Source organism: Verrucosispora sioxanthis, from assembly GCF_010560025.1.
Lineage (GTDB): Bacteria > Actinomycetota > Actinomycetes > Mycobacteriales > Micromonosporaceae > Micromonospora > Micromonospora palythoicola.
Map to the genome: position 1 here is coordinate 474,675 of NZ_SAIY01000002.1, position 18,051 is coordinate 492,725.

An 18,051-nucleotide genomic window follows, 5' to 3' on the forward strand; every position below is an offset into this window, starting at 1 on the left:
CGTACAAGACCCCGGCGCGGCTGCCGGCCCAGACTCGGCAGCATGGAAACCCTCACCGAGCCCGTACGCTTCGACACCAAGATCGCGATCCTGCTCCGCGACGACCTGCCTACCTGGCAGCGACTCAACATGACCGCGTTCCTGGTCAGCGGCATCGGTCAGGCCGTGCCCGAGGTGATCGGCCAGCCGTACGCCGACGCGGACGACACGCCCTACCTGCCCATGTTCCGGCAGCCCGTGCTGGTGTTCGCCGGTACGAAGGAGACGGTGACCGCCGCCCACCAGCGCGCCGTGACCCGCGGGCTGCCGCTGGCCGTCTTCACCTCGGGCCTGTTCCGGACCGGCAACGACCGGGACAACCGGGCGGCGGTGCGCGCCGTCGGCCGCGACCACCTCGACCTCACCGGGCTGGCCGTGTACGGACCGAAGAACGCCGTGGACAAGATCCTCAAAGGTGCCCGGATGCACCCGTGAACCGGCGGTGGTGGGTGTACTGGCCGGGGGTGAAGCCGAGGATCCGCTTGAAGTGTCGACTCAGATGCGGCTGGTCGTGGAAGCCGCCGGTGGCGGCGGCCTCCCGGGCCGGTACGCCCTCGCGCAGCAGTCGTCGGGCGAGATCCACCCGGCGGGAGATCAGATACTGGTGCGGGCCGATACCGAAGGCCGCGGAGAAGGCCCGCACGAGGTGGGTCGGGTGGGCGTGCAGCAGTCCGGCGGCCTCCGCCAGGGTCAGCCCCACCACGAAACGCTCGTCGATCAGGTCATGTAGCCGCTGCGCGATCCGTGGATCCCGCCGCGATGTGACCATGGGCGTACCGCGGGCCAGTCCCGCCCGCAGCCGCTCGGTGACGAGCGCGAGATGCACCTCGGCGGCGAACTCGTCACCCGGCTCGGTCAGCCGCGCGTGCAGCAGATCGATCCGCCGGCGCAGGGCTTCGTCGTCGAAGGTCGGTCGGTCCACCGCCCGGCCAGAAAGGCGTTCGTCGAGTTGCCCGGATTCGAGATAGAGCACCCGTTTGCGGAACCCCTGCGCGGTGACGGGGGAGCCGTTGTGCGCCACGTTCGGCGGCAGCAGCGTGACCACCTGCCGGAACGCGCCGTGCTCGTGGCGATCCAGGTCGTACCGGACGACTCCCTCGTCGACCACGAGCAGCGCCCAGCTGTCATGGGTGTGCATCGGGTAGGCGTGGTCGGTGAACCGCGCGTGCAGCACCTCGGTGATCCCGCTGAGCGCGGGGGACCACGTCCGTACCTGCTGTCGCCGGGCCACGGCGGAACTGTAGCCGCTCCGCCAGCGGCCACCACAGGACGCGAGTGACCTGGGCAACCAGGGCGGGCGGAACTTCCGGGCGGCACCGGCCGACCAAGCTCATGACATCGATCTTCGAGGGGAAACTCATGCCCAGCGTCCTGCCTCGCCGGTTCCTGCGCCCGGCGGCCCTGCTCACCGGGGCCGCGCTCAGCGTGTCCCTGGCCGCCTGCGCGTCGTCGCAGGACGGGTCGACCGCGCCCACGCCATCCGCCAGCGCGTCCACCGCAGTCACCGTCGAGGCCGGCGTGCTGGGCGTACGCGATCCGTGGGTGAAGGCCGCGGACGAGGGGATGACGGCGGCGTTCGCCACGCTTGTCAACGACAGCGACACCGACGTCACGATCACCGGTGCCACCACCGAGGTCTCCCCGATGGAGCTGCACGAGATGGCGATGGCGGACGGGAAGATGGTGATGCGGGCCAAGCAGGGTGGCGTGGTGATCAAGGCGAAGAGCGAGTACAAGCTGGAACCGGGCGGCGACCACCTGATGCTGATGGACCTCGCCAAGCCGGTACGGGCCGGTGACGAGCTGGCCTTCACGCTCAGCTTCGCCGACGGGCGGACCCAGACGTTCCGCGCGGTCGCCAAGCCGTTCACCGGGGCGCAGGAGAGCTACGCCCCCGGGCATGGCGAGCCGATGCCGGACATGCCGACGAGCCACAGCCCGGCACCGTGAGGCCCACCAGCCGGCCGGTGAGCCGGCGCGGCCTGCTCACCGGCGGCGCGCTGGCCGCCGGTGGCACGGTCGTCGGGGCCGCCGCGGTGGCCACCGCCCGCAGCGAGCCAGCGGGACGTCCGCCGGAGCGGACGCCGGTGGCGGGTGTCGGCGAGGCTGTCGAACCGTTCCACGGCGTACGGCAGGCGGGGATCGTCGACGAGCCACAGGCACATGCCGCGTTCGTCGCCTTCACCCTGCGCCCCGGCACCGACCGGGCCGGCCTCGGGCGGCTGCTGCGACTGCTCTCCGACGACGCCGCCCGCCTCACCCAGGGTCGACCCGCACTCGCCGACACCGAACCCGAGTTGGGGCTGCTGCCGGCCCGGCTCACGGTCACCTTCGGTTTCGGACCGGGCCTGTACGCCGCCGCCGATCTCGACGACCGCCGCCCGCCCTCCGTGGTCGACCTGCCTGCGTTCCGCATCGACCGGTTGCAACCCCGCTGGTCCGGTGGGGATCTGCTGGTGCAGATCTGCGCCGACGATCCGATCACCGTGGCACACGCCCAGCGGGTCCTGGTCAAGGACAGCCGGCCCTTCGCCATCGTGCGCTGGGTCCAGCAGGGCTTCCGGCGGGCGGCCGGCGCCGAGCCGGGCCGGACGCAGCGCAACCTCTTCGGCCAACTCGACGGCACCGCCAACCCGAAGCCCGGTGCACCGGTGGAGACGGCGGTCTGGGTCACCGACGGGCCGGACTGGCTGCGGGACAGCACCACCCTGGTGGTGCGGCGGATCAGCATGAACCTGGAGACCTGGGACCTGCTCGGTCGCACCGACCGGGAACTGGCCGTCGGTCGGCGGCTGGGCAGCGGTGCTCCGCTGACCGGCACGCGCGAACACGACGAGCCCGACTTCGCCGCCCTCGGCCCCGACGGGCTCACGGTCATCCCGGACTTCTCCCACCTCACCCGGGCGCACGTCACCGACGACCGGTTCCGGATCCTGCGCCGTCCCTACAACTACGACGGCGTGCCCGCCGCCGACGGCACCGCGGACAGTGGGCTGATCTTCGCGGCGTATCAGGCGGACATCGCCACCCAGTTCCTGCCCATCCAGCGGCGGCTCGCCGAACGGGACCTGCTCAACGAGTGGACCACCCCGATCGGCTCCGCCGTCTTCGCCGTCCCGCCCGGCTGCCCGGAAGGTGGTTGGGTCGGTCAGCAACTGCTCGACTGACGAGGAGAATGACCGCCATGTCCCGCCACCCGCATCGGCCGCTCGCCGCCGCCCTCGCCGCCGCGCTGGCCGCCACCGCCCTGCTGCTCGGGCCGGTCTCCCCGGCGTACGCCCACAACGTGCTGCGCAAGGCCACTCCCGCACAGGACGCCGAGCTGAAGAAGGCACCGACCAGGATCACCCTGGAGTTCCTGCAGAAGCTGAACCCGTCGTTCACCACGATCACCCTCAGCGACGCCGACAAGCAGCAGGTGACCACCGGTGAGCCGGAGGTCAGCGGCACCAAGGGCACCGTCACCGTCGACACGCCGCTGGCCAACGGTGTCTACACCGTCGCGTACCGGGTGGTCTCCAAAGACGGACACCCGGTGCAGGGGTCGTACAAGTTCACCGTCGCCGACCCGACGGCCACCGCCGAACCGAGCCCCAGCCCGGTGGCGAGCGAGCCGGCACCGACCCCGTCGGCCACCCCGAGCGCCGAACCGACCGCCTCGACCAGTCCGGCCGCGAGCGGCTCCGCCGACGGTCCCGGCACGACGGCACTGCTGGCCGGCGGCGGGATCGTGCTGGCTCTGATGGCCGCCGCGGCGGTGCTCCTGCTGCGGCGCCGGCCCACCGGCGGCGATCCGACGCGGTGAGCCGTACCGGCAGCGGTCCGGCGCGGTGAAGCCGTACCGGTGCTGACGGCCGGCGACCCGGGCGGGCTCAGCGCAGCAGCACCGGGCCGGCGTCGATCCGGGTCCGGAACAACGCGTACGGCTTACGGCGCAGATCCCGGCCCCGCTGGAAGCTGGGCTGCCGGTGCAACTGGTTCGCGGTGACGTAGAGGTGTCCGTCCACCGCCACCGACAGGGTGTCCGGCCAGAGCAGCCGCGGATCGTGGACGACCGTCTCGTACTCGCCGTCCGGACGTCGCCGCAGCACCGCGTTGTGCTCGTACGCGGTGAGGTAGATCCGCCCGACGTCATCGGCCTCCAGACCGTCCGAGCCGGTGCCCTTGTCGCCCTCGTGGATCACCGTCGCGGCGGCCTCGTCCGCGCTGGTCGAGACGTCGGCGAGCGCGTCGGTGGCCACGCTGTACCACTGGCGCGAGGCCAACGGGCAGTAGTGGAGTCGGGAACCGTCGGCGGAAATGGCTATCCCGTCCGCGCCGATCGTCAACGGACTCGGCGGCCCGTCGGCCGGTCGTTGCAGGAGGGGCCTGCCCTCCACCACCGGCCGGAAACGGGACAGTGGCTCCGCCTTTGTCGACCGATGGTCGTGCAGCCGTCGCCAGGAGGTCCCGGTGGCCAGGTCGACCACGATGATCCCGTTCGGCCCGGCGACCGCGGAGTCGGTGATGTACGCGAGGCCCGCCTCGCCGCGCCGCAGGTCGAAGCGCACGTCGTTGAGGTACGTGGTGGGCAGCGCCACGTCTGGCGGAAAAGTGATCACCTGGGCGACGGTGTCGCTGCCCAGGTCGATCCGGACCAGTTTGGGGCCACCCGGTCGCGTCGGTTGGAACATCGGGCTGCCGGTGTCGAGCACCCAGAGCCGGTCTACCGGGTCGACCACGACGCTCTGCACCGAGACGAAGGCACCCGGGTCGTCGTCGCCGGCCGGCCGGTTCCACCGCTCGTCCGGGTACGGCACCTCGGCGCCGTCGCGCAGCTCGACCACGGTGGCGGGCACCTCGTCGCCCCAGCGGGGAAAGTTGACGAAGATCCGACCGCTGTGCGAGACGCTGACGCCGGTGGGCATGGGCCCGGTGAAGGCGTGCACCAGTTCCAGCTCGCCGACGGGCTCGTCGGAAACGGGCTCGCTCATCTACTGCTCCTGCCGTCGGGCCCCATAGCGTCCGACCCGTCCCGAGTCCTGCCAGAGACGGCCTGTGCCCAGCCGTTCCCGTCGTCGGACGAGGCAAACGTGGCCGTGCGGCTTCTTCGCCCGAACCGCGAGGCCGGTGTCAGCCAGCGGCCGGGGGGTGCGGACGTTGCCGGGGCGCGGGTAGGTGATCGGTTTCCGCGTAGCCGGCGGCCTGGAGGGTGAACAGGTCGGCGTACCGGCCACCGGCGGCGACGAGTTCGTCGTGGGTGCCCTGCTCGATCAGACGACCGTGGTGCAGCACGAAGATCCGGTCGGCGTGCCGGACGTTGGCCAGCCGGTGCGTGATCAGGATCGTGGTGGCCCGGCCGCGCCGATCGCGGATGGCCTGGAACAGCGCGTCCTCGGCCCGCGGGTCGAGCGCCGAGGACGGCTCGTCCATCACCAGCAGCTCGGCGTCGCGGAGGAAACCACGGGCCGCGGTGATCCGCTGCCACTGGCCGCCGGAGAGGTCCTGCCCCTTGGCGAACGTGCGGTCGAGCAGCGTCTCGTACCCGTGCGGCAGCTCGCGGATCATCTCGTCGGCGACCGCCCGGGCGGCGGCGGCCTCGATCCGGTCCTGCCGGGCCTCGGTGTCGATGTCCCCGATGGCGATGTTCGTGGCGGCGGTGAACGGCCACTTGTGGTACTCCTGGGTAACCACGGCGATGCGACCACGCAACTCGTCGCGGTCCAGCTCGGACAGGGGCCGCCCGTTCCAACGGATCACCCCGTCGCTGGGCGTACGCAGGGCCGCGATCATCGCGGCCAGGCTGCTCTTGCCGGATCCGTTCTCCCCGACGAAGGCCACCGTCTGCCCCGCCTCGACGGCCAACGTCACGCGATCCACCGCCGGGACATCGCGATCCGGGTAACGCAGGCTCACCGCCTCCACGGTCAGCACCCGAAGCCGGTCGGGTGCGGCCGCCACCGCCTCCTCCGGCAGATAGGTGGCGGCGCGGGTCATGAACCCGGTGTAGTCCCGGAAGTGCTGGCCCTCGGTGTAGACGCGGTCCATCTGAAAGGTCACCACGGCCAACGAACGCTGCGCCGCCTGCACCGCGATCACACAGGTGGCCGCCGCCGCCAGCGGAATCTGGCCGTCGACGAGCAGCAGCCCGAGCAGCACGTAGACCACGGCGGTGGCGACGCCCCCGATCATCGAGCCCACCGTGACCGTCGTGGTCACCCGACGCGCCAGGGCCAGCTCGATGTCGGTCTCCACCGCCATCACCCGGTCGTACTGGTCCAGCAGGAACCGGCGCAGGCCGTACGAGCGCAGTTCCGGTGCCGAGGCCCGTTCAGCCATCAGCCGGTGTAGCAACCACATCCGGCGTCGCCGCACCGAGCCGGCGATGTACGTCTGGTACCGCAGGTGCCCCGCCCGCAGCGACGCCCACGCGTTCGGCACGGTCGCGACCAGCAGCGCCGGCAGCAGCAGCGGATGGATCACGGCCACGGCCACGGTCACCGCGACCACCCCCACCAGCCCGGCGAGCAGGTTCATCGAGGCGGGCACCAGGTCGACCGCGGAATCGGTGCCCCGCGAGGCACGCTCCATGTCGTCGGCGAAGGCGTCGGCGTCGAAGGCCTCCAGCCGCACCGCCGTGGTCACCTCGAACAGCCCGCGCTCCACCTCGCGGCTGACCCTGGGCGTCAGCCCGTTCAGGGCGTAACCGGTGGCGATCGCCATGCCAGAGCGCGTCGCCGTCGCGGCTGCCAGCACCGCCAGCGCCGGCAGCGCGGCCACCACCTTCTCCCGGGTCGGCCCACCGGCGAACAGTTCCACCAGCACCCGCTGCGTAGCGAGCAGCCCGAACGCCGACATCACGCCGGCACCGACCGTCGCCACGGCGACCACCGAGGTGCGCAGCCGGTCGGCCCGCCAGCTGATCCGCAGGGCCGCCCAGATCAGCCGGGGCAGTTCGGCGAAGACGGCGAGCAGACCGGCCTGGGTCCGCGCCCGCATGCCCGTCTCCCACCACATGGCCCGCATCTCGGGGAGCACCGACTCCCCGGCCGTCGACCCGTCCTGTTCCGCTCGGTCACGACGCCGGGTCGACGTGGCGGCCATGGCACACCTCCTGGTCCGGGAACGTGGCCGCGATCTCCGGCCGGGCGGTGGCACTGCGGTACCGAGCGGGACGGCCGCCGGTCGTAGCCAGGAGCATTCGACCAGCTACCTATAGTCACCGTCGATGCGACCGAGGTCCAGCCCTGTCGGCGCGCCGACCCGCCCGGCCGGTCCGGTCACCGCCGCTCGGCGAACTCCGGCAGCCGGCGGACATGCTCCGCGACGTCAGGCACCGCGCGGGGCGTACATGATGACGGCGACGCCGAGCAGGCAGATCGCGGCACCGGTGAGGTCCCAGCGGTCCGGACGGAAGCCGTCGAAGATCATTCCCCAGGCCAGCGAGCCGGCGACGAAAACCCCGCCGTACGCGGCCAGGATGCGGCCGAAGTTCGGGTCGGGCTGGAAGGTGGCGACGAAGCCGTACGCGCCCAGGGCGAGCACCCCGGCGGCGACGAACCACAGCCCCCGGTGCTCCCGCCAACCCTGCCACACCAACCAGGCCCCGCCGATCTCGGCGATCGCGGCCAGGGCGAACAGCAGGACGGAACGCAGCACGGTCACCCGCCGCACCCTACCGTCGGCGGGTGCGCCGCACCCTGCGTCGACGTCCAGCGAGCGGCGTTATCCTCTGCACGGGCCATCCACCGAGGTGTCCGTGGCGGTGGGCCCGCCATCCCGCCGGTGCGGGACAACCGCGGCACCCGCCGCCAACGGTCCCTGCCAGGGCCCACGCGTACTGGTAGGGGGTGACCGTGGGAGCGCAGCGACCGCCCGTCGATCCGGACGTCGATCTCGGTGTTCCGCGTCAGCGCGCGGAACTGCGGGGCGGGACGACCAGCCTGCTCGCCGCGATCGCCGGCGGCGGGATGGTCGGCGCGCTGGCACGGTACGGGCTGACCGTGACCTTTTCGCATCCGCCGCGCGGCTTTCCGTGGGCCACCTTCGCCGTCAACGTCTCCGGCTGCCTGCTCATCGGGGCGCTGATGGTGCTCATCACCGAGGCGTGGACCGCCCACCGACTGGTCCGGCCCTTCCTCGGCGTCGGCGTGCTCGGCGGCTTCACCACCTTCTCGACGTACGCCGTCGAGGTGCAGCAGGCGGTGGCGGCCGGCGCGGTGCGGACCGGCCTGCTGTACCTCGCCGGTACCCTCGTCGCCGCCCTCGTGGCCGTCCGGCTGGGCGTGACCCTGACCCGGCGGGCGACCGGCGTGGACCGGAACCGGAGCGCCGGATGACCGTCATCCTGGTGGCGCTCGGCGCCGCTGTCGGCGCACCACTGCGCTACCTCGTCGACCGGGCGGTGCAGGCACGTCACGGCTCCGCCTTTCCGTGGGGCACCCTCGTGGTCAACGTGATCGGCTCGCTGCTGCTCGGCGTCCTGATCGGTGGGGCCGCCGTGGGCGCGGTGCCCGGTTCCCTGGTCGCCCTGCTCGGCGTCGGTCTGTGCGGTGCGCTGACCACCTACTCGACCTTCGGCTACGAGACGGTCCGGCTATTCGAGGACGGTGCCCGTCTCCCCGCGCTGCTCAACGCCATCGTCAGCGTCGTCGCCGCGCTGGGTGCCGCGTTCGTCGGCGTCACCCTCGCCGAGACGATGTGGGCCTGAACCCGGCGCGGTCCCGCGATCGCCGGGAGCCGGCCGAAGCGGGACCGTTCAGCCGAGGTTGTGGCGCAGTCGCTTGTCGACGCCGACCACGACCGCGGAGACCGCCCCGACGGCCAGGATGCGCAACCACACGTCCGGCCCGATCGGCGCCGTGTCGAAGATCGCGTTCATCGGTGGCAGGTACGTGATGGCGAGTTGGCAGAGCGCCTGCGCGGCCACGCCGAGCAACAGCAGGCGGTTGGTGAAGAAGCCGATCCGCCAGGCCGAACGGGTCAGTGACCGGCAGCTGAACAGGTAGAACGTCTCGACCACGACGAAGACGTTCATGGCGGCGGTACGCGCCTGCGCGACGTCGGCGCCGTTGGACCGCTCCCACTGGAACACCCACCACGCGCCGGCCACCAGCAACGCGGCCACCAGCAGGATCCGCAGCACCAGCGCACCGGTCAGCAGCGGCCGGGCCGGGTCACGGGGCGGCCGACGCATGATGCCGCGTTCCTTTGGCTCGAAGGCCAGCATCAGGCCGAGCAGGACGGCGGTGGTCATGTTGATCCAGAGGATCTGGGTGGGTAGCAGCGGCAGGGTGGCCCCCAGCACGATGGCGACCAGTACCACCAGTCCTTCGCCGAGATTCGTCGGCAGCGTCCAGACGATGAACTTGGTGATGTTGTCGAAGACCCCCCGACCCTCCTCCACCGCGGCCTCGATGGTGGCGAAGTCGTCATCGGTGAGGACCATGTCGGCTGCTTCCTTGGCCACCTCGGTCCCGGAGCGGGCCATGGCGATGCCGATGTTCGCCTGCCGCAACGCGGGGGCGTCGTTGACCCCGTCGCCGGTCACCGCGACCACGTGGCCGCGTTGCTGGAGCGTCTCCACCAGCCGGAGTTTCTGTTCCGGGGAGACCCGGGCGAAGACGGCGGCCCGGTCCACCGCCTCGGCGAACCCCTCGGCGGGCAACTCGTCGAGATCCGTGCCGGTGACCACCCGGTCCGGTCGGTCGGCGTCGAGCAGCCCGAGCCGGCCGGCGATGGCGCCGGCGGTCGCCGCATGATCCCCTGTGATCATCTTGACGTCGATCCCCGCGGTGTGACATGCCCGCACCGCCGGTGCCGCCGCGCCGCGGGGCGGGTCGAGCATGGCCTGCAACCCGGTGAGGACCAGGGTGCCGGGCAGCGCGACCTCGTCGAAGCCGTCGTCCGGGCCGTCCGGCGGTCGTACGGCGGTGGCCAGCACCCGCAGCCCCTGGGCAGCCAGATCCTCGGCGGCCCGCAGGGCGGCCTCGGCGCGGAGCGGGCGGATCTGACCGTCGGCGCCCATCTCCCCCCGACACATCGACACGATCCGCTCGACGCCGCCCTTTGCCAGGACCACCGTCCGCCCCGTGGCGCGCTCGTCGTGCAACGTCGCCATGTACTGCCGCTTCGAGTCGAAGGGGATGGTGTCCCCACGGGGATAGTCCGCCGACAGCCGACCGTGATCGATCCCGACCTTGGCCGCGACCACCTGCATCGCACCCTCGGTCGGATCGCCGGCCAGCAGCCACTCGCCGTCCTCCTCGCGTACCCGTGCGTCGTTGCATCCGGCACCGGCCAGCAGGGACCAGCGCAGTGCCTCGCCGCCCCGGCCGTCGTCGCGGACCTCCCCTTCCGGCCGGTAGCCGGACCCGGTCACCTCGAATTCGGCGTCCGGGGTCCACAGCGCGCGGACCGTCATCTGGTTCTCGGTGAGGGTCCCGGTCTTGTCGGAGCAGACGACGGTCGTGCTGCCGAGTGTCTCGATCGCCGGCAGCCGACGGATCACCGCCCGTCGACGGGCCATCCGGGTCACCCCGATGGCCAGGGTGATGGTGACCGCCGCCGGCAGCCCCTCGGGGATCGCACCGACGGCGAGCGCCACGGCCGCCGTGAACGTCTCGACCGCGTCCTGGCCGCGGAGCAGGCCGACCGCGAACGTCACCGCCGCGAGCACCAGGATGATCACGGTCAGCACCTTGCTGAACCGGGCCAGCTTGCGGGTCAGCGGCGTGGCGAGCGCCTCCGCCGTGCCGACCAGACGGTGAATCTGGCCGAGTTCGGTCTCGGCTCCGGTGGCCACCGCGATACCGGCACCGCCGCCCGCCGCGATGAGCGTGCCCGACCAGACCATGTTGCGCCGGTCGGCCACCGGGGTGCCCACCGGCAGTTCCGCCTCCAGTTTGTCCACCGGAACGGACTCACCCGTCAACGCCGACTCGTCGACCCGCAGTTCGGCCAGCCGGACCAGCCGCAGATCCACCGGCACCTTGTCGCCCGCCTCCAGCACCACCAGGTCACCGGGGACCAGGTCGTCGGAGGAGATCGGCCGTAGTTCACCGTCGCGGATCACGCGCGCCTCGGTACGCACCATCGAGCGCAGACTGTCCAGGGCCGCCTCGGCCCGCGACTCCTGGGCGTACCCGATCGCGGCGTTGGTCAGCACCACCGCGAAGATCACCGCGGAGTCGACGTACTCTCCGAGGACCGCGGTGACCACACCGGCCGCGATCAGCACGTAGATGAGCGGGTTGTGGAACTGCCGCAGGATCCGGCGCAGCAGCCCACCGCCGCCAGCGGCGGGCAGCACGTTGGGCCCGTAGCGTTCCAGCCGCCGGGCGGCCTCGGCACCGCTGAGGCCACGCTGCGGATCCGTCTCCAGCAGCAGCACCACCTCGTGGGTGGACATGCCGTGGTGTTCGTTGGACCGCGACGTCCCAGCTGACTGTTCGAGCGTCACCGTCACCCCGCCGACGATCAGAAGACCGGATCCGCGGCCGCCGGCCCGGATTGCCGCCTGCGTCCCGGCGGCCGGCCGGACGCCGCGCCCACCATCTTCCGGGACGAACTCCGTCCGGCAGGCCGGAACGCCCGATCACGCACCTCCGGCCGGCATCGTTCAGTCGGCGGACCGCTCGGCCGGGTCGGGGCGCCCGCCGGTGTGCTCGGCCAGGTCGGGATCGAGACGCCGCCGCAGGGCGGCGATCTCGGCACGCAGCGCCGCCACGTCGTCGCCGGTGACCTCCGCCGGCTTGTCGGCGGAGGCCGAGACGCGGTCGACGATCCAGGTCGCCAGCGACCCCGTGACGAAACCGATCAGGCCGATCCCACCGATCATCAGACCGAGGGCGACGAATCGGCCGGCGGTGGTCACCGGATAGAAGTCGCCGTAGCCGACGGTGGTGATGGTGACCGTCGACCACCACAGCGCGTCGTCGAAGGCGGTGATGTTGGCGTCCGGTGCGAATCGTTCGGCGTCCAGCACGGCCAGCGCGGAGACCAGCACCAGCAGGGCCGTGGTGGCGGCGACGTAGACGGCCAGCCGGCCGCGCGCCCACACCTCGGTACGGCGGTTGATGGTCAGCACCACCATGACCAGGCGTACCGCGCGTAGTGGTCGCAGCATCGGCAACGTCAGCACCACGAGGTCGAACAGGTGCTCCCGGAGGAATCTCCGCCGGTCCGTGGCCAGCCGCAGCCGCACGAGGATGTCCACCCAGAACAGCGCCCAGACGACGACCGTCGTGGCGGCGCAGGCCGCCCGCCACTGCGGGCTGAGGTCCGGGTCGAGGATCGGTACCGCGTACACCACCAGGAACACCACGGACAGTACGGTGAGCGGTGCGGCGCTGACCCGCTCCCACGCCTCCAGTCGATCGGTCTGCGGTGCTGTCCCGCCGCTCATGAGCCGGCTCCCGTCTGCTCCGTCGTCGTACGCGTGACCGGGCCATGGTCGCGCAGTCGAGCACCGGTCCCCACAGGTGGTCCGCAGATCGTCCGGGCAGTGCGTCACCGTCACGCTCGGCATTCGGTGGCTGCTCACCCGGTAACGTGAGCGCGGGGACACACCGTGGCACGGGTTGCCGTCCGGCTGGTAGAGCCGGGCGTGCCGGCTGTGCGCCCGTGGGGGCGGGTGTCGGCGTCGTACCCCGCACCGGGCGCGAGCGTGAGGGAGCGGAAGCATGGGTCGACGGCGACTGGGACAGGTTCCGGGATGACCCTGCAACAGGTCTACCTGCTGATGATCGCCGGAGCGGCAACCGTCCTGGTCAGCGTCACGGCCGCCCGGCTGGCCACCCGGGTCGGCGTGCCGATGCTGCTGGCGTACCTCGGCATCGGGCTGCTGCTCGGCGAGAACGGGCTCGGTCTGCGCTTCGACGACGCCGCCATGGCGCAGGCCCTGGGCACGGCGGCGCTCGCGGTGATCCTGGTGGAGGGCGGCCTGACCACCCGGTTCTCCGACATCCGGCCGGTGCTGGCGCCGGCGACCGCGCTCGCCACCGCCGGGGTGCTGATAAGTGTCGGGGTCACCGCCCTCGGCGCGCACCTGCTGCTCGACGTCTCGTGGCAGCTGGCCCTGCTGCTGGGTGCCGTGGTGTCCTCCACCGACGCGGCGGCGGTCTTCTCGGTGCTGCGTACCCTGCCGCTGCCCCGGCGGCTGGCCGGGCTGGTCGAGGCCGAGTCGGGGCTCAACGACGCGCCCACCGTCATCCTGGTCCTCGCCCTGAGCGCCACCGGGCTGACCGTCACCAGTCCGCTGGAACTGCTGGTCCAGATGATCTATCAGCTCGGCGTCGGTGGTGCGATCGGCATCGTGATCGGCATCGCCGGAGTGTGGTTCCTGCGTCGGCTCACCCTGCCCGCCTCCGGCCTCTACCCGATCGCCACCTTCTCCTGCGGCATCCTGGCCTTCGCCGCCGCGGGGCTCGCTCAGGCCAGTGGCTTCCTCGCCGCGTACCTCGCCGCGTTGCTCCTGGGCAACGCCCGGCTGGCGCACCGCCGGGCCACCGTGTCGGTGGCCGAGGGACTCGGCTGGATCGCGCAGATCGGCCTGTTCGTCATGCTCGGCCTGTTGGCCAATCCCAGCGAGCTGCCCGCCGCGATCCTGCCCGCCCTCGCCGTCGGCCTGGTGCTCCTGCTGCTCGCCCGGCCGATGTCGGTGCTGATCACCCTGCTGCCGTTCCGCATCCCGCTCCGCGAACAGGTGCTGCTGTCCTGGGCCGGCCTGCGCGGTGCCGTACCCATCGTGCTGGCCACCATCCCCGTCGTGGCCGGGGTCGGTGGCAGCGGGCAACTGTTCAACATCGTGTTCGTACTGGTGGTGGTGTTCACGCTGGTCCAGGCTCCGACGCTGCCCTGGCTGGCCAAGCGACTGCGGCTCAGCTCGGCCGGGATCGGCCCGGACCTCCAGGTCGAGTCCGCACCGCTGGACGCCATCGACGCGGACCTGCTGCACCTCACCGTCGAGGCCGACTCCCGGATGCACGGCGTGCACATCCGCGAACTACGGCTGCCTCCGCCGGCCGCGATCACCCTCGTGGTCCGCGACGGCACCGCCTTCGTACCCGAGCCGGACACCCGACTACGCCGTGATGATCAGTTGCTCGTGGTCACCACGCCACACGTTCGGGACCGTGCGGAACGTCGGCTGCGGGCGGTCGCCCGGGCCGGACGGCTGGCCCACTGGCGCGGCGAGACCGGTGACCCGGAGCGGCCGGCCAGGACTCGTCGCCCCCCGGACGCCCCCACGGCTCCCCCGCCCCCGGCACCACCGCCGGACACCGGTGACGAGGCACCGCCGGTCCTCGTCCAGTCGGCTGGCTGATCGGCCGTCGGTCGTCCGGTCAGGGCATTGACACGGGCCGTACGGTGAGGCTGGTGTGCCGGGAAGCCTGGTCGGCGGTCGTGTCCCTGATCCCACGGAGGCCGCCGTGCACCCGCCCGCCATCCGCACCGAGCACCTGACCAAGCGCTATGGTTCGCTGCTCGCCCTCGACGATCTGAACCTGACCGTCACCGCCGGTGAGGTGTTCGGCTTCCTGGGCCCCAACGGCGCCGGCAAGTCCACCACCATCCGGCTGCTGCTCGGCCTGGCTCGCCCGACCGCCGGCCAGGCGCAGATCTTCGGAACTCCCGCCGCCGCGGTGGCCACGGCACACCAGCGGATCGCGTACGTTCCGGCCGATGTGACCCTGTGGCCGCAGCTGACCGGCGCGGAGATCCTGGAGCTGCTCGGCTCTACCGGACCCGGCGTCGACGTCGCCTACCGCGACGAACTGGTGGCGCGGTTCGCACTCGACCTGTCGAAGCCGGGGCGGGCCTACTCCACCGGCAACCGGCAGAAGGTGGCGCTGGTCGCCGCGTTCGCCACCCGCGCGCCGCTGCTCGTGCTGGACGAACCGACCGCTGGTCTGGACCCGCTGATGGAGCGTGAGTTCCGCCGCGCCGTGGTCGAGGCCCGCGACGGCGGGAGCACGGTGTTCCTCTCCTCGCACCAACTGGCGGAGGTGGAGGCTGTCTGCGACCGGGTGGGCATCCTGCGGGCCGGGCGCCTCGTCGATGTCGCCACCATGCCCGAGTTGCGTCGACTGCACCGCACCGAGGTGCTGGTGCGGTTCGCCGGTCCGGTGCCCGAGTTGACCGACGTGGCAGGGGTCGACGGCGTTCAGGTCGACGGGGCCGCGCTGCGCTTCACCCTCACCGGGCCGCCCGGCCCGGCCCTGCGGGCCCTGGCGGCGGCGGACGTCACCACTCTCACCATGCGCGAGCCCACGCTGGAGGAGATCTTCCTCGACTACTACGGCGAGGAGGACCGATGAGCGCCTTCGGAGCCGGTGACGCGGGTGCCGCCAGGGCCGCCGTCACCCGGCTCGCGCTGCGGCAGGTCCGCCGGCCCGCGCTCGTCGTGTCCGCGGTGGCGGCCGGCGTCACCGCCGTCGTCGTCGCCGGGTACGAGAGCACGGCCGGCACCGCGCTCGACGCCGCCGCGTTGGCCACCCTCGCCGAGAACCCGGCGGTCCGTACCCTCTTCGGCGAACCGTTCGCGCTGGACACCCCCGGTGGGTTCACCGTCTGGCGGACCGGCACCGTACTGGCCGTCCTGCTTTCGGTGTGGGGGGTGCTCGCCACCACCCGGGTCACCCGGGGCGAGGAGGAGAGCGGTCGGTGGGACCTCCTGCTGGCGGGCCGGTTGGCGGTGCCGGCCGTGCTCGGTCGACACCTCACCGTTCTGGCTGCCGCCGTGGTGATCGCCGGGGGCGCGGCCGGCATCGTGCTCGTTGCGGCCGGCACACCACCGGGTGGTGCACTCCGGTACGCGGCCGGTCTCGTGCTGGTCGCCCTCTTCGCCGTGTCGACGGCGCTGCTGAGCGCGCAGGTGATGCCGACCCGGGCCGGGGCGAGCGGGTCCGCCCTGGCCGTGCTCGGCGTCGGGCTGCTGGCCCGGATGGTCGGCGACGGCGTCGCCGCGCTGGGGTGGTTGCGCTGGCTGTCGCCGTACGGGCTGCTCGCCCTCGTCCGCCCCTACCACGACGACCGGCTGCTGCCGCTGCTCGTGCTCGCCGGTGCCGCGCTCCTGGTCGGTGCGGCGGCGATGACGCTGGCCGGGCGTCGCGACGTCCGGGCCGGGCTGGTCGCCGCGCCGGCCGGCAGGCCGCCCCGCACGTGGCTGCTCGGCACGGTCGACGGTTTCGCGGTACGCCGGATGGTCCGCCCGCTGGCCGGCTGGTCCGCCGGGATCGGCGCGTACTTCCTGCTGATCGGCCTGCTGGCGACGTCGATGACCCGCTTCCTGGCGGACAATCCGCGCTTCGCCGAACTGGCCGCCCAGGCCGGCTTCACCGAGTTGAGCAGCGTACGCGGCTACACCGCATCCCTGTTCGTCCTGCTCGCCGTGCCGGTCGGGGTCTTCGCCGCGTCCCGGCTCGCCGAGTTCGTGGCCGCCGAGACGGACGGCAGGTTGACGTCGCTGTACGCACAGCCGGTCCGCCGCAACCGGCTGCTGACCGCCGAGACGCTGGCCACCTTCGCCGGGGTGGCCGTCCTCGTCACCGTGGCGGCGACGGCGACCTGGCTCGGTGCCGCTCTGGTGAACGCCCCGCTACCGCTGACCGCGGCCCTGGCCGGCACCTGGAACGTGCTGCCGGTCGTGCTGCTCTGCCTCGGTGCGGCGATACTCGCGCTCGGTTGGCTGCCCCGGGCCACCGCGGCCGTCGGCGTGCTACCCGCGGTCGGCGGTTTCCTGCTCCACGTGCTCGCCGACAGTGCCGACCTGCCCGGATGGGTGGCCGCCAGCTCACCGTTCACCCATCTGGCGGCGGTTCCGGCCGAGTCCCCCGGCTGGTCGGCGGCGGGCGTCATGATCGCGATCGCGATCGCCGCCGCCGCCCTCGGCCGACTCGGTAACCGCCGTCGCGACCTGCTGGGATGACCACTGACCGGCGGCGGCCCGCCGGACCAGCCGGCGAGCCTCGTCGCCTGGCACACCGGTGGCCCGCAGCATGTCGTTGGCGACGGTCCGCAACTGGGAGACCACGATCGTGCCGGAGAAGCCGATCTCCTGGCGGCAGGCTTCACCGGCGTCGTGGACGGCCCGCAGCACCCGCTCCCGCGTCCGCACCGGCTCCCGCATCGACAGGAACTCCTCGTGCATCAGGCGCACGCCCTGCCCCACCTGCTGGACGGCGTTGGACAGGCCGGCCGGCACCGGTTCGTGGTCACGCAGCGCGGTGAGAATGCGTCGGACCATCGTCCGGCTGTTGCGGAACGCCCGGTCCAGGTGCTCGGCCCCGGCGCCGTACGCGGCCAGCGCTCGTCGCCGCCGCCACCGCAGCGGGGAGAAGCGGACCACCTCCTCGGCCGCGGTCACCACGTCACCGACCTCCCGCAGTTGCCCCTCGGCGGACCGCATCTCGTCCAGTACCTGTCGCGCTCGGCGCGCGTCCCCTCGGGCCAGCGCATCCGCGGCCGACGTCAACTGCCGCGCGAAGGTGTCAAGCGCCGGCCCGGCTATCCGGCGCACGCTGCGGGTCGGGTTCATCGGGACGAGGACCAGCACCACCAGCAGCCCGGTCGCGCCGCCGACCAGGGCGTTCACCGTCCGGGGCAGGACGATGTCGGGCGTGCCCGGTGCGAGGGTGGCGATCAGTGCCGCCGCGCCGCCGGCCTGGGTCACCAGGGCACCGGTGCCGCGTACCGCCACCGCGACGAGCAGCGCACCGAACACGATCACGAACGTCTGCCAGGCGCCGGTGCCGACCGTCCCCACCAGCAGATCGCCGATCAGGACCCCGACGATCACGCCGACGATCAGTTCGACGGCCCGCCGGGCCCGCCGGCCGATCGAGGTGGCGATGACAGCCACCGCGGCGATCGGGGCGAAGGTCGGGTCCGGGTTGCCGAGCACCTGCTCGGCGACCACCCAGGCCAGTGACGCGGCCAGACCGCCCTGGAAGGCCAGCAGCAGGTGCTGCCGCAGCCGGCCGTAGCTGCCTCTGCTGACGGCCGCGACGCGTCCCCGCAGGCTGCTCATCG

The 18,051-nt window shown here is 72.5% G+C and carries 15 protein-coding genes; 8 read left to right on the top strand and 7 right to left on the bottom strand.

The window, feature by feature from the left end:
• The first annotated feature begins 42 nt into the window (after positions 1–42).
• On the top strand, positions 43–474 hold the full coding sequence (locus tag ENC19_RS07325) for a DUF2000 domain-containing protein (RefSeq protein ID WP_164446352.1): 432 nt from the start codon (positions 43–45) through the stop codon (positions 472–474).
• Here the strand turns inward: ENC19_RS07325 and ENC19_RS07330 are convergent.
• Positions 449–1,270, bottom strand: coding sequence for a helix-turn-helix transcriptional regulator (locus tag ENC19_RS07330; protein ID WP_164446353.1), 822 nt, complete (start codon positions 1,268–1,270; stop codon positions 449–451). The two genes, ENC19_RS07325 and ENC19_RS07330, sit on opposite strands and share 26 nt — an antisense overlap.
• A 128-nt stretch (positions 1,271–1,398) precedes the next feature.
• Here ENC19_RS07330 and ENC19_RS07335 point away from each other — a divergent pair, with 128 nt between their 5' ends.
• From ENC19_RS07335 to ENC19_RS07345, 3 genes are read left to right on the top strand one after another with little or no spacing between them, the layout of a single operon-like run.
• Positions 1,399–1,989 carry a copper chaperone PCu(A)C gene (locus ENC19_RS07335; protein WP_164446354.1) on the top strand — a complete coding sequence of 197 codons (591 nt, stop codon included), beginning with the start codon at positions 1,399–1,401 and terminating at the stop codon, positions 1,987–1,989.
• 17 nt (positions 1,990–2,006) lie between these two features.
• Entirely contained in the window at positions 2,007–3,206 is a 1,200-nt protein-coding gene (locus ENC19_RS07340; RefSeq protein WP_164446355.1) for a Dyp-type peroxidase, read from the top strand.
• Positions 3,207–3,223: 17 nt separating this feature from the next.
• Positions 3,224–3,844 carry a copper resistance CopC family protein gene (locus ENC19_RS07345; protein WP_164446357.1) on the top strand — a complete coding sequence of 207 codons (621 nt, stop codon included), beginning with the start codon at positions 3,224–3,226 and terminating at the stop codon, positions 3,842–3,844.
• 67 nt (positions 3,845–3,911) lie between these two features.
• Here the strand turns inward: ENC19_RS07345 and ENC19_RS07350 are convergent, their stop codons facing one another.
• The 3 genes from ENC19_RS07350 to ENC19_RS07360 all read right to left on the bottom strand — a co-directional run bounded on the left by ENC19_RS07350 (position 3,912) and on the right by ENC19_RS07360 (position 7,683).
• Positions 3,912–5,012, bottom strand: a complete 1,101-nt coding sequence (locus ENC19_RS07350) for an L-dopachrome tautomerase-related protein (RefSeq protein ID WP_164446359.1) — start codon at positions 5,010–5,012, stop codon at positions 3,912–3,914.
• A gap of 139 nt (positions 5,013–5,151) precedes the next feature.
• A complete protein-coding gene (locus ENC19_RS07355; protein WP_164446361.1) occupies positions 5,152–7,122 on the bottom strand; it encodes an ABC transporter ATP-binding protein in 1,971 nt (656 codons plus the stop codon).
• Between the two features lie 225 nt (positions 7,123–7,347).
• A complete protein-coding gene (locus tag ENC19_RS07360) occupies positions 7,348–7,683 on the bottom strand; it encodes a YnfA family protein (RefSeq protein ID WP_164446363.1) in 336 nt (111 codons plus the stop codon).
• A 191-nt stretch (positions 7,684–7,874) separates the two neighbouring features.
• On the opposite strand from ENC19_RS07360, the gene crcB (ENC19_RS07365) reads away from it, so the two are divergent.
• Together crcB (ENC19_RS07365) and crcB (ENC19_RS07370) are read left to right on the top strand one after the other, a co-directional pair.
• A complete protein-coding gene (gene crcB, locus ENC19_RS07365; protein WP_328824173.1) occupies positions 7,875–8,357 on the top strand; it encodes a fluoride efflux transporter CrcB in 483 nt (160 codons plus the stop codon).
• A complete protein-coding gene (gene crcB / locus ENC19_RS07370) occupies positions 8,354–8,728 on the top strand; it encodes a fluoride efflux transporter CrcB (RefSeq protein WP_164446366.1) in 375 nt (124 codons plus the stop codon). The genes crcB (ENC19_RS07365) and crcB (ENC19_RS07370) overlap by 4 nt, the downstream gene beginning before the upstream one ends.
• Positions 8,729–8,776: 48 nt before the next feature.
• Here crcB (ENC19_RS07370) and ENC19_RS07375 read toward each other — a convergent pair whose 3' ends face one another.
• On the bottom strand, positions 8,777–11,428 hold the full coding sequence (locus ENC19_RS07375) for an HAD-IC family P-type ATPase (RefSeq protein WP_164446367.1): 2,652 nt from the start codon (positions 11,426–11,428) through the stop codon (positions 8,777–8,779).
• A 210-nt stretch (positions 11,429–11,638) separates the two neighbouring features.
• Positions 11,639–12,424 (bottom strand): potassium channel family protein, encoded by a 786-nt coding sequence (locus tag ENC19_RS07380; RefSeq protein WP_164446368.1) that lies wholly within the window; start codon positions 12,422–12,424, stop codon positions 11,639–11,641.
• A gap of 309 nt (positions 12,425–12,733) precedes the next feature.
• Here ENC19_RS07380 and ENC19_RS07385 point away from each other — a divergent pair, with 309 nt between their 5' ends.
• Both ENC19_RS07385 and ENC19_RS07390 read left to right on the top strand, forming a co-directional pair.
• Complete coding sequence (locus tag ENC19_RS07385) at positions 12,734–14,344, top strand: potassium/proton antiporter (protein ID WP_164446369.1); 1,611 nt, start codon at positions 12,734–12,736, stop codon at positions 14,342–14,344.
• Positions 14,345–14,450: 106 nt separating this feature from the next.
• A complete protein-coding gene (locus ENC19_RS07390) occupies positions 14,451–15,338 on the top strand; it encodes an ABC transporter ATP-binding protein (RefSeq protein WP_309246220.1) in 888 nt (295 codons plus the stop codon).
• 1,475 nt (positions 15,339–16,813) lie between these two features.
• On the opposite strand, the gene ENC19_RS30885 is transcribed toward ENC19_RS07390, so the two are convergent.
• Positions 16,814–18,049, bottom strand: coding sequence for an FUSC family protein (locus tag ENC19_RS30885; RefSeq protein WP_164446370.1), 1,236 nt, complete (start codon positions 18,047–18,049; stop codon positions 16,814–16,816).
• Positions 18,050–18,051 lie beyond the last annotated feature (2 nt).

Excerpts from the sequence above, each read along its gene's own strand:
- ENC19_RS07375 (WP_164446367.1), bottom strand. The coding sequence starts at position 11,428 with ATGTCCACCCACGAGGTGGTGCTGCTGCTGGAGACGGATCCGCAGCGT.
- ENC19_RS07325 (WP_164446352.1), top strand. The coding sequence starts at position 43 with ATGGAAACCCTCACCGAGCCCGTACGCTTCGACACCAAGATCGCGATC.
- ENC19_RS07355 (WP_164446361.1), bottom strand. The coding sequence starts at position 7,122 with ATGGCCGCCACGTCGACCCGGCGTCGTGACCGAGCGGAACAGGACGGG.
- ENC19_RS07345 (WP_164446357.1), top strand. The coding sequence starts at position 3,224 with ATGTCCCGCCACCCGCATCGGCCGCTCGCCGCCGCCCTCGCCGCCGCG.
- ENC19_RS07380 (WP_164446368.1), bottom strand. The coding sequence starts at position 12,424 with ATGAGCGGCGGGACAGCACCGCAGACCGATCGACTGGAGGCGTGGGAG.
- crcB (WP_164446366.1), top strand. The coding sequence starts at position 8,354 with ATGACCGTCATCCTGGTGGCGCTCGGCGCCGCTGTCGGCGCACCACTG.
- ENC19_RS07350 (WP_164446359.1), bottom strand. The coding sequence starts at position 5,012 with ATGAGCGAGCCCGTTTCCGACGAGCCCGTCGGCGAGCTGGAACTGGTG.
- ENC19_RS07385 (WP_164446369.1), top strand. The coding sequence starts at position 12,734 with ATGACCCTGCAACAGGTCTACCTGCTGATGATCGCCGGAGCGGCAACC.
- ENC19_RS30885 (WP_164446370.1), bottom strand. The coding sequence starts at position 18,049 with ATGAGCAGCCTGCGGGGACGCGTCGCGGCCGTCAGCAGAGGCAGCTAC.
- ENC19_RS07335 (WP_164446354.1), top strand. The coding sequence starts at position 1,399 with ATGCCCAGCGTCCTGCCTCGCCGGTTCCTGCGCCCGGCGGCCCTGCTC.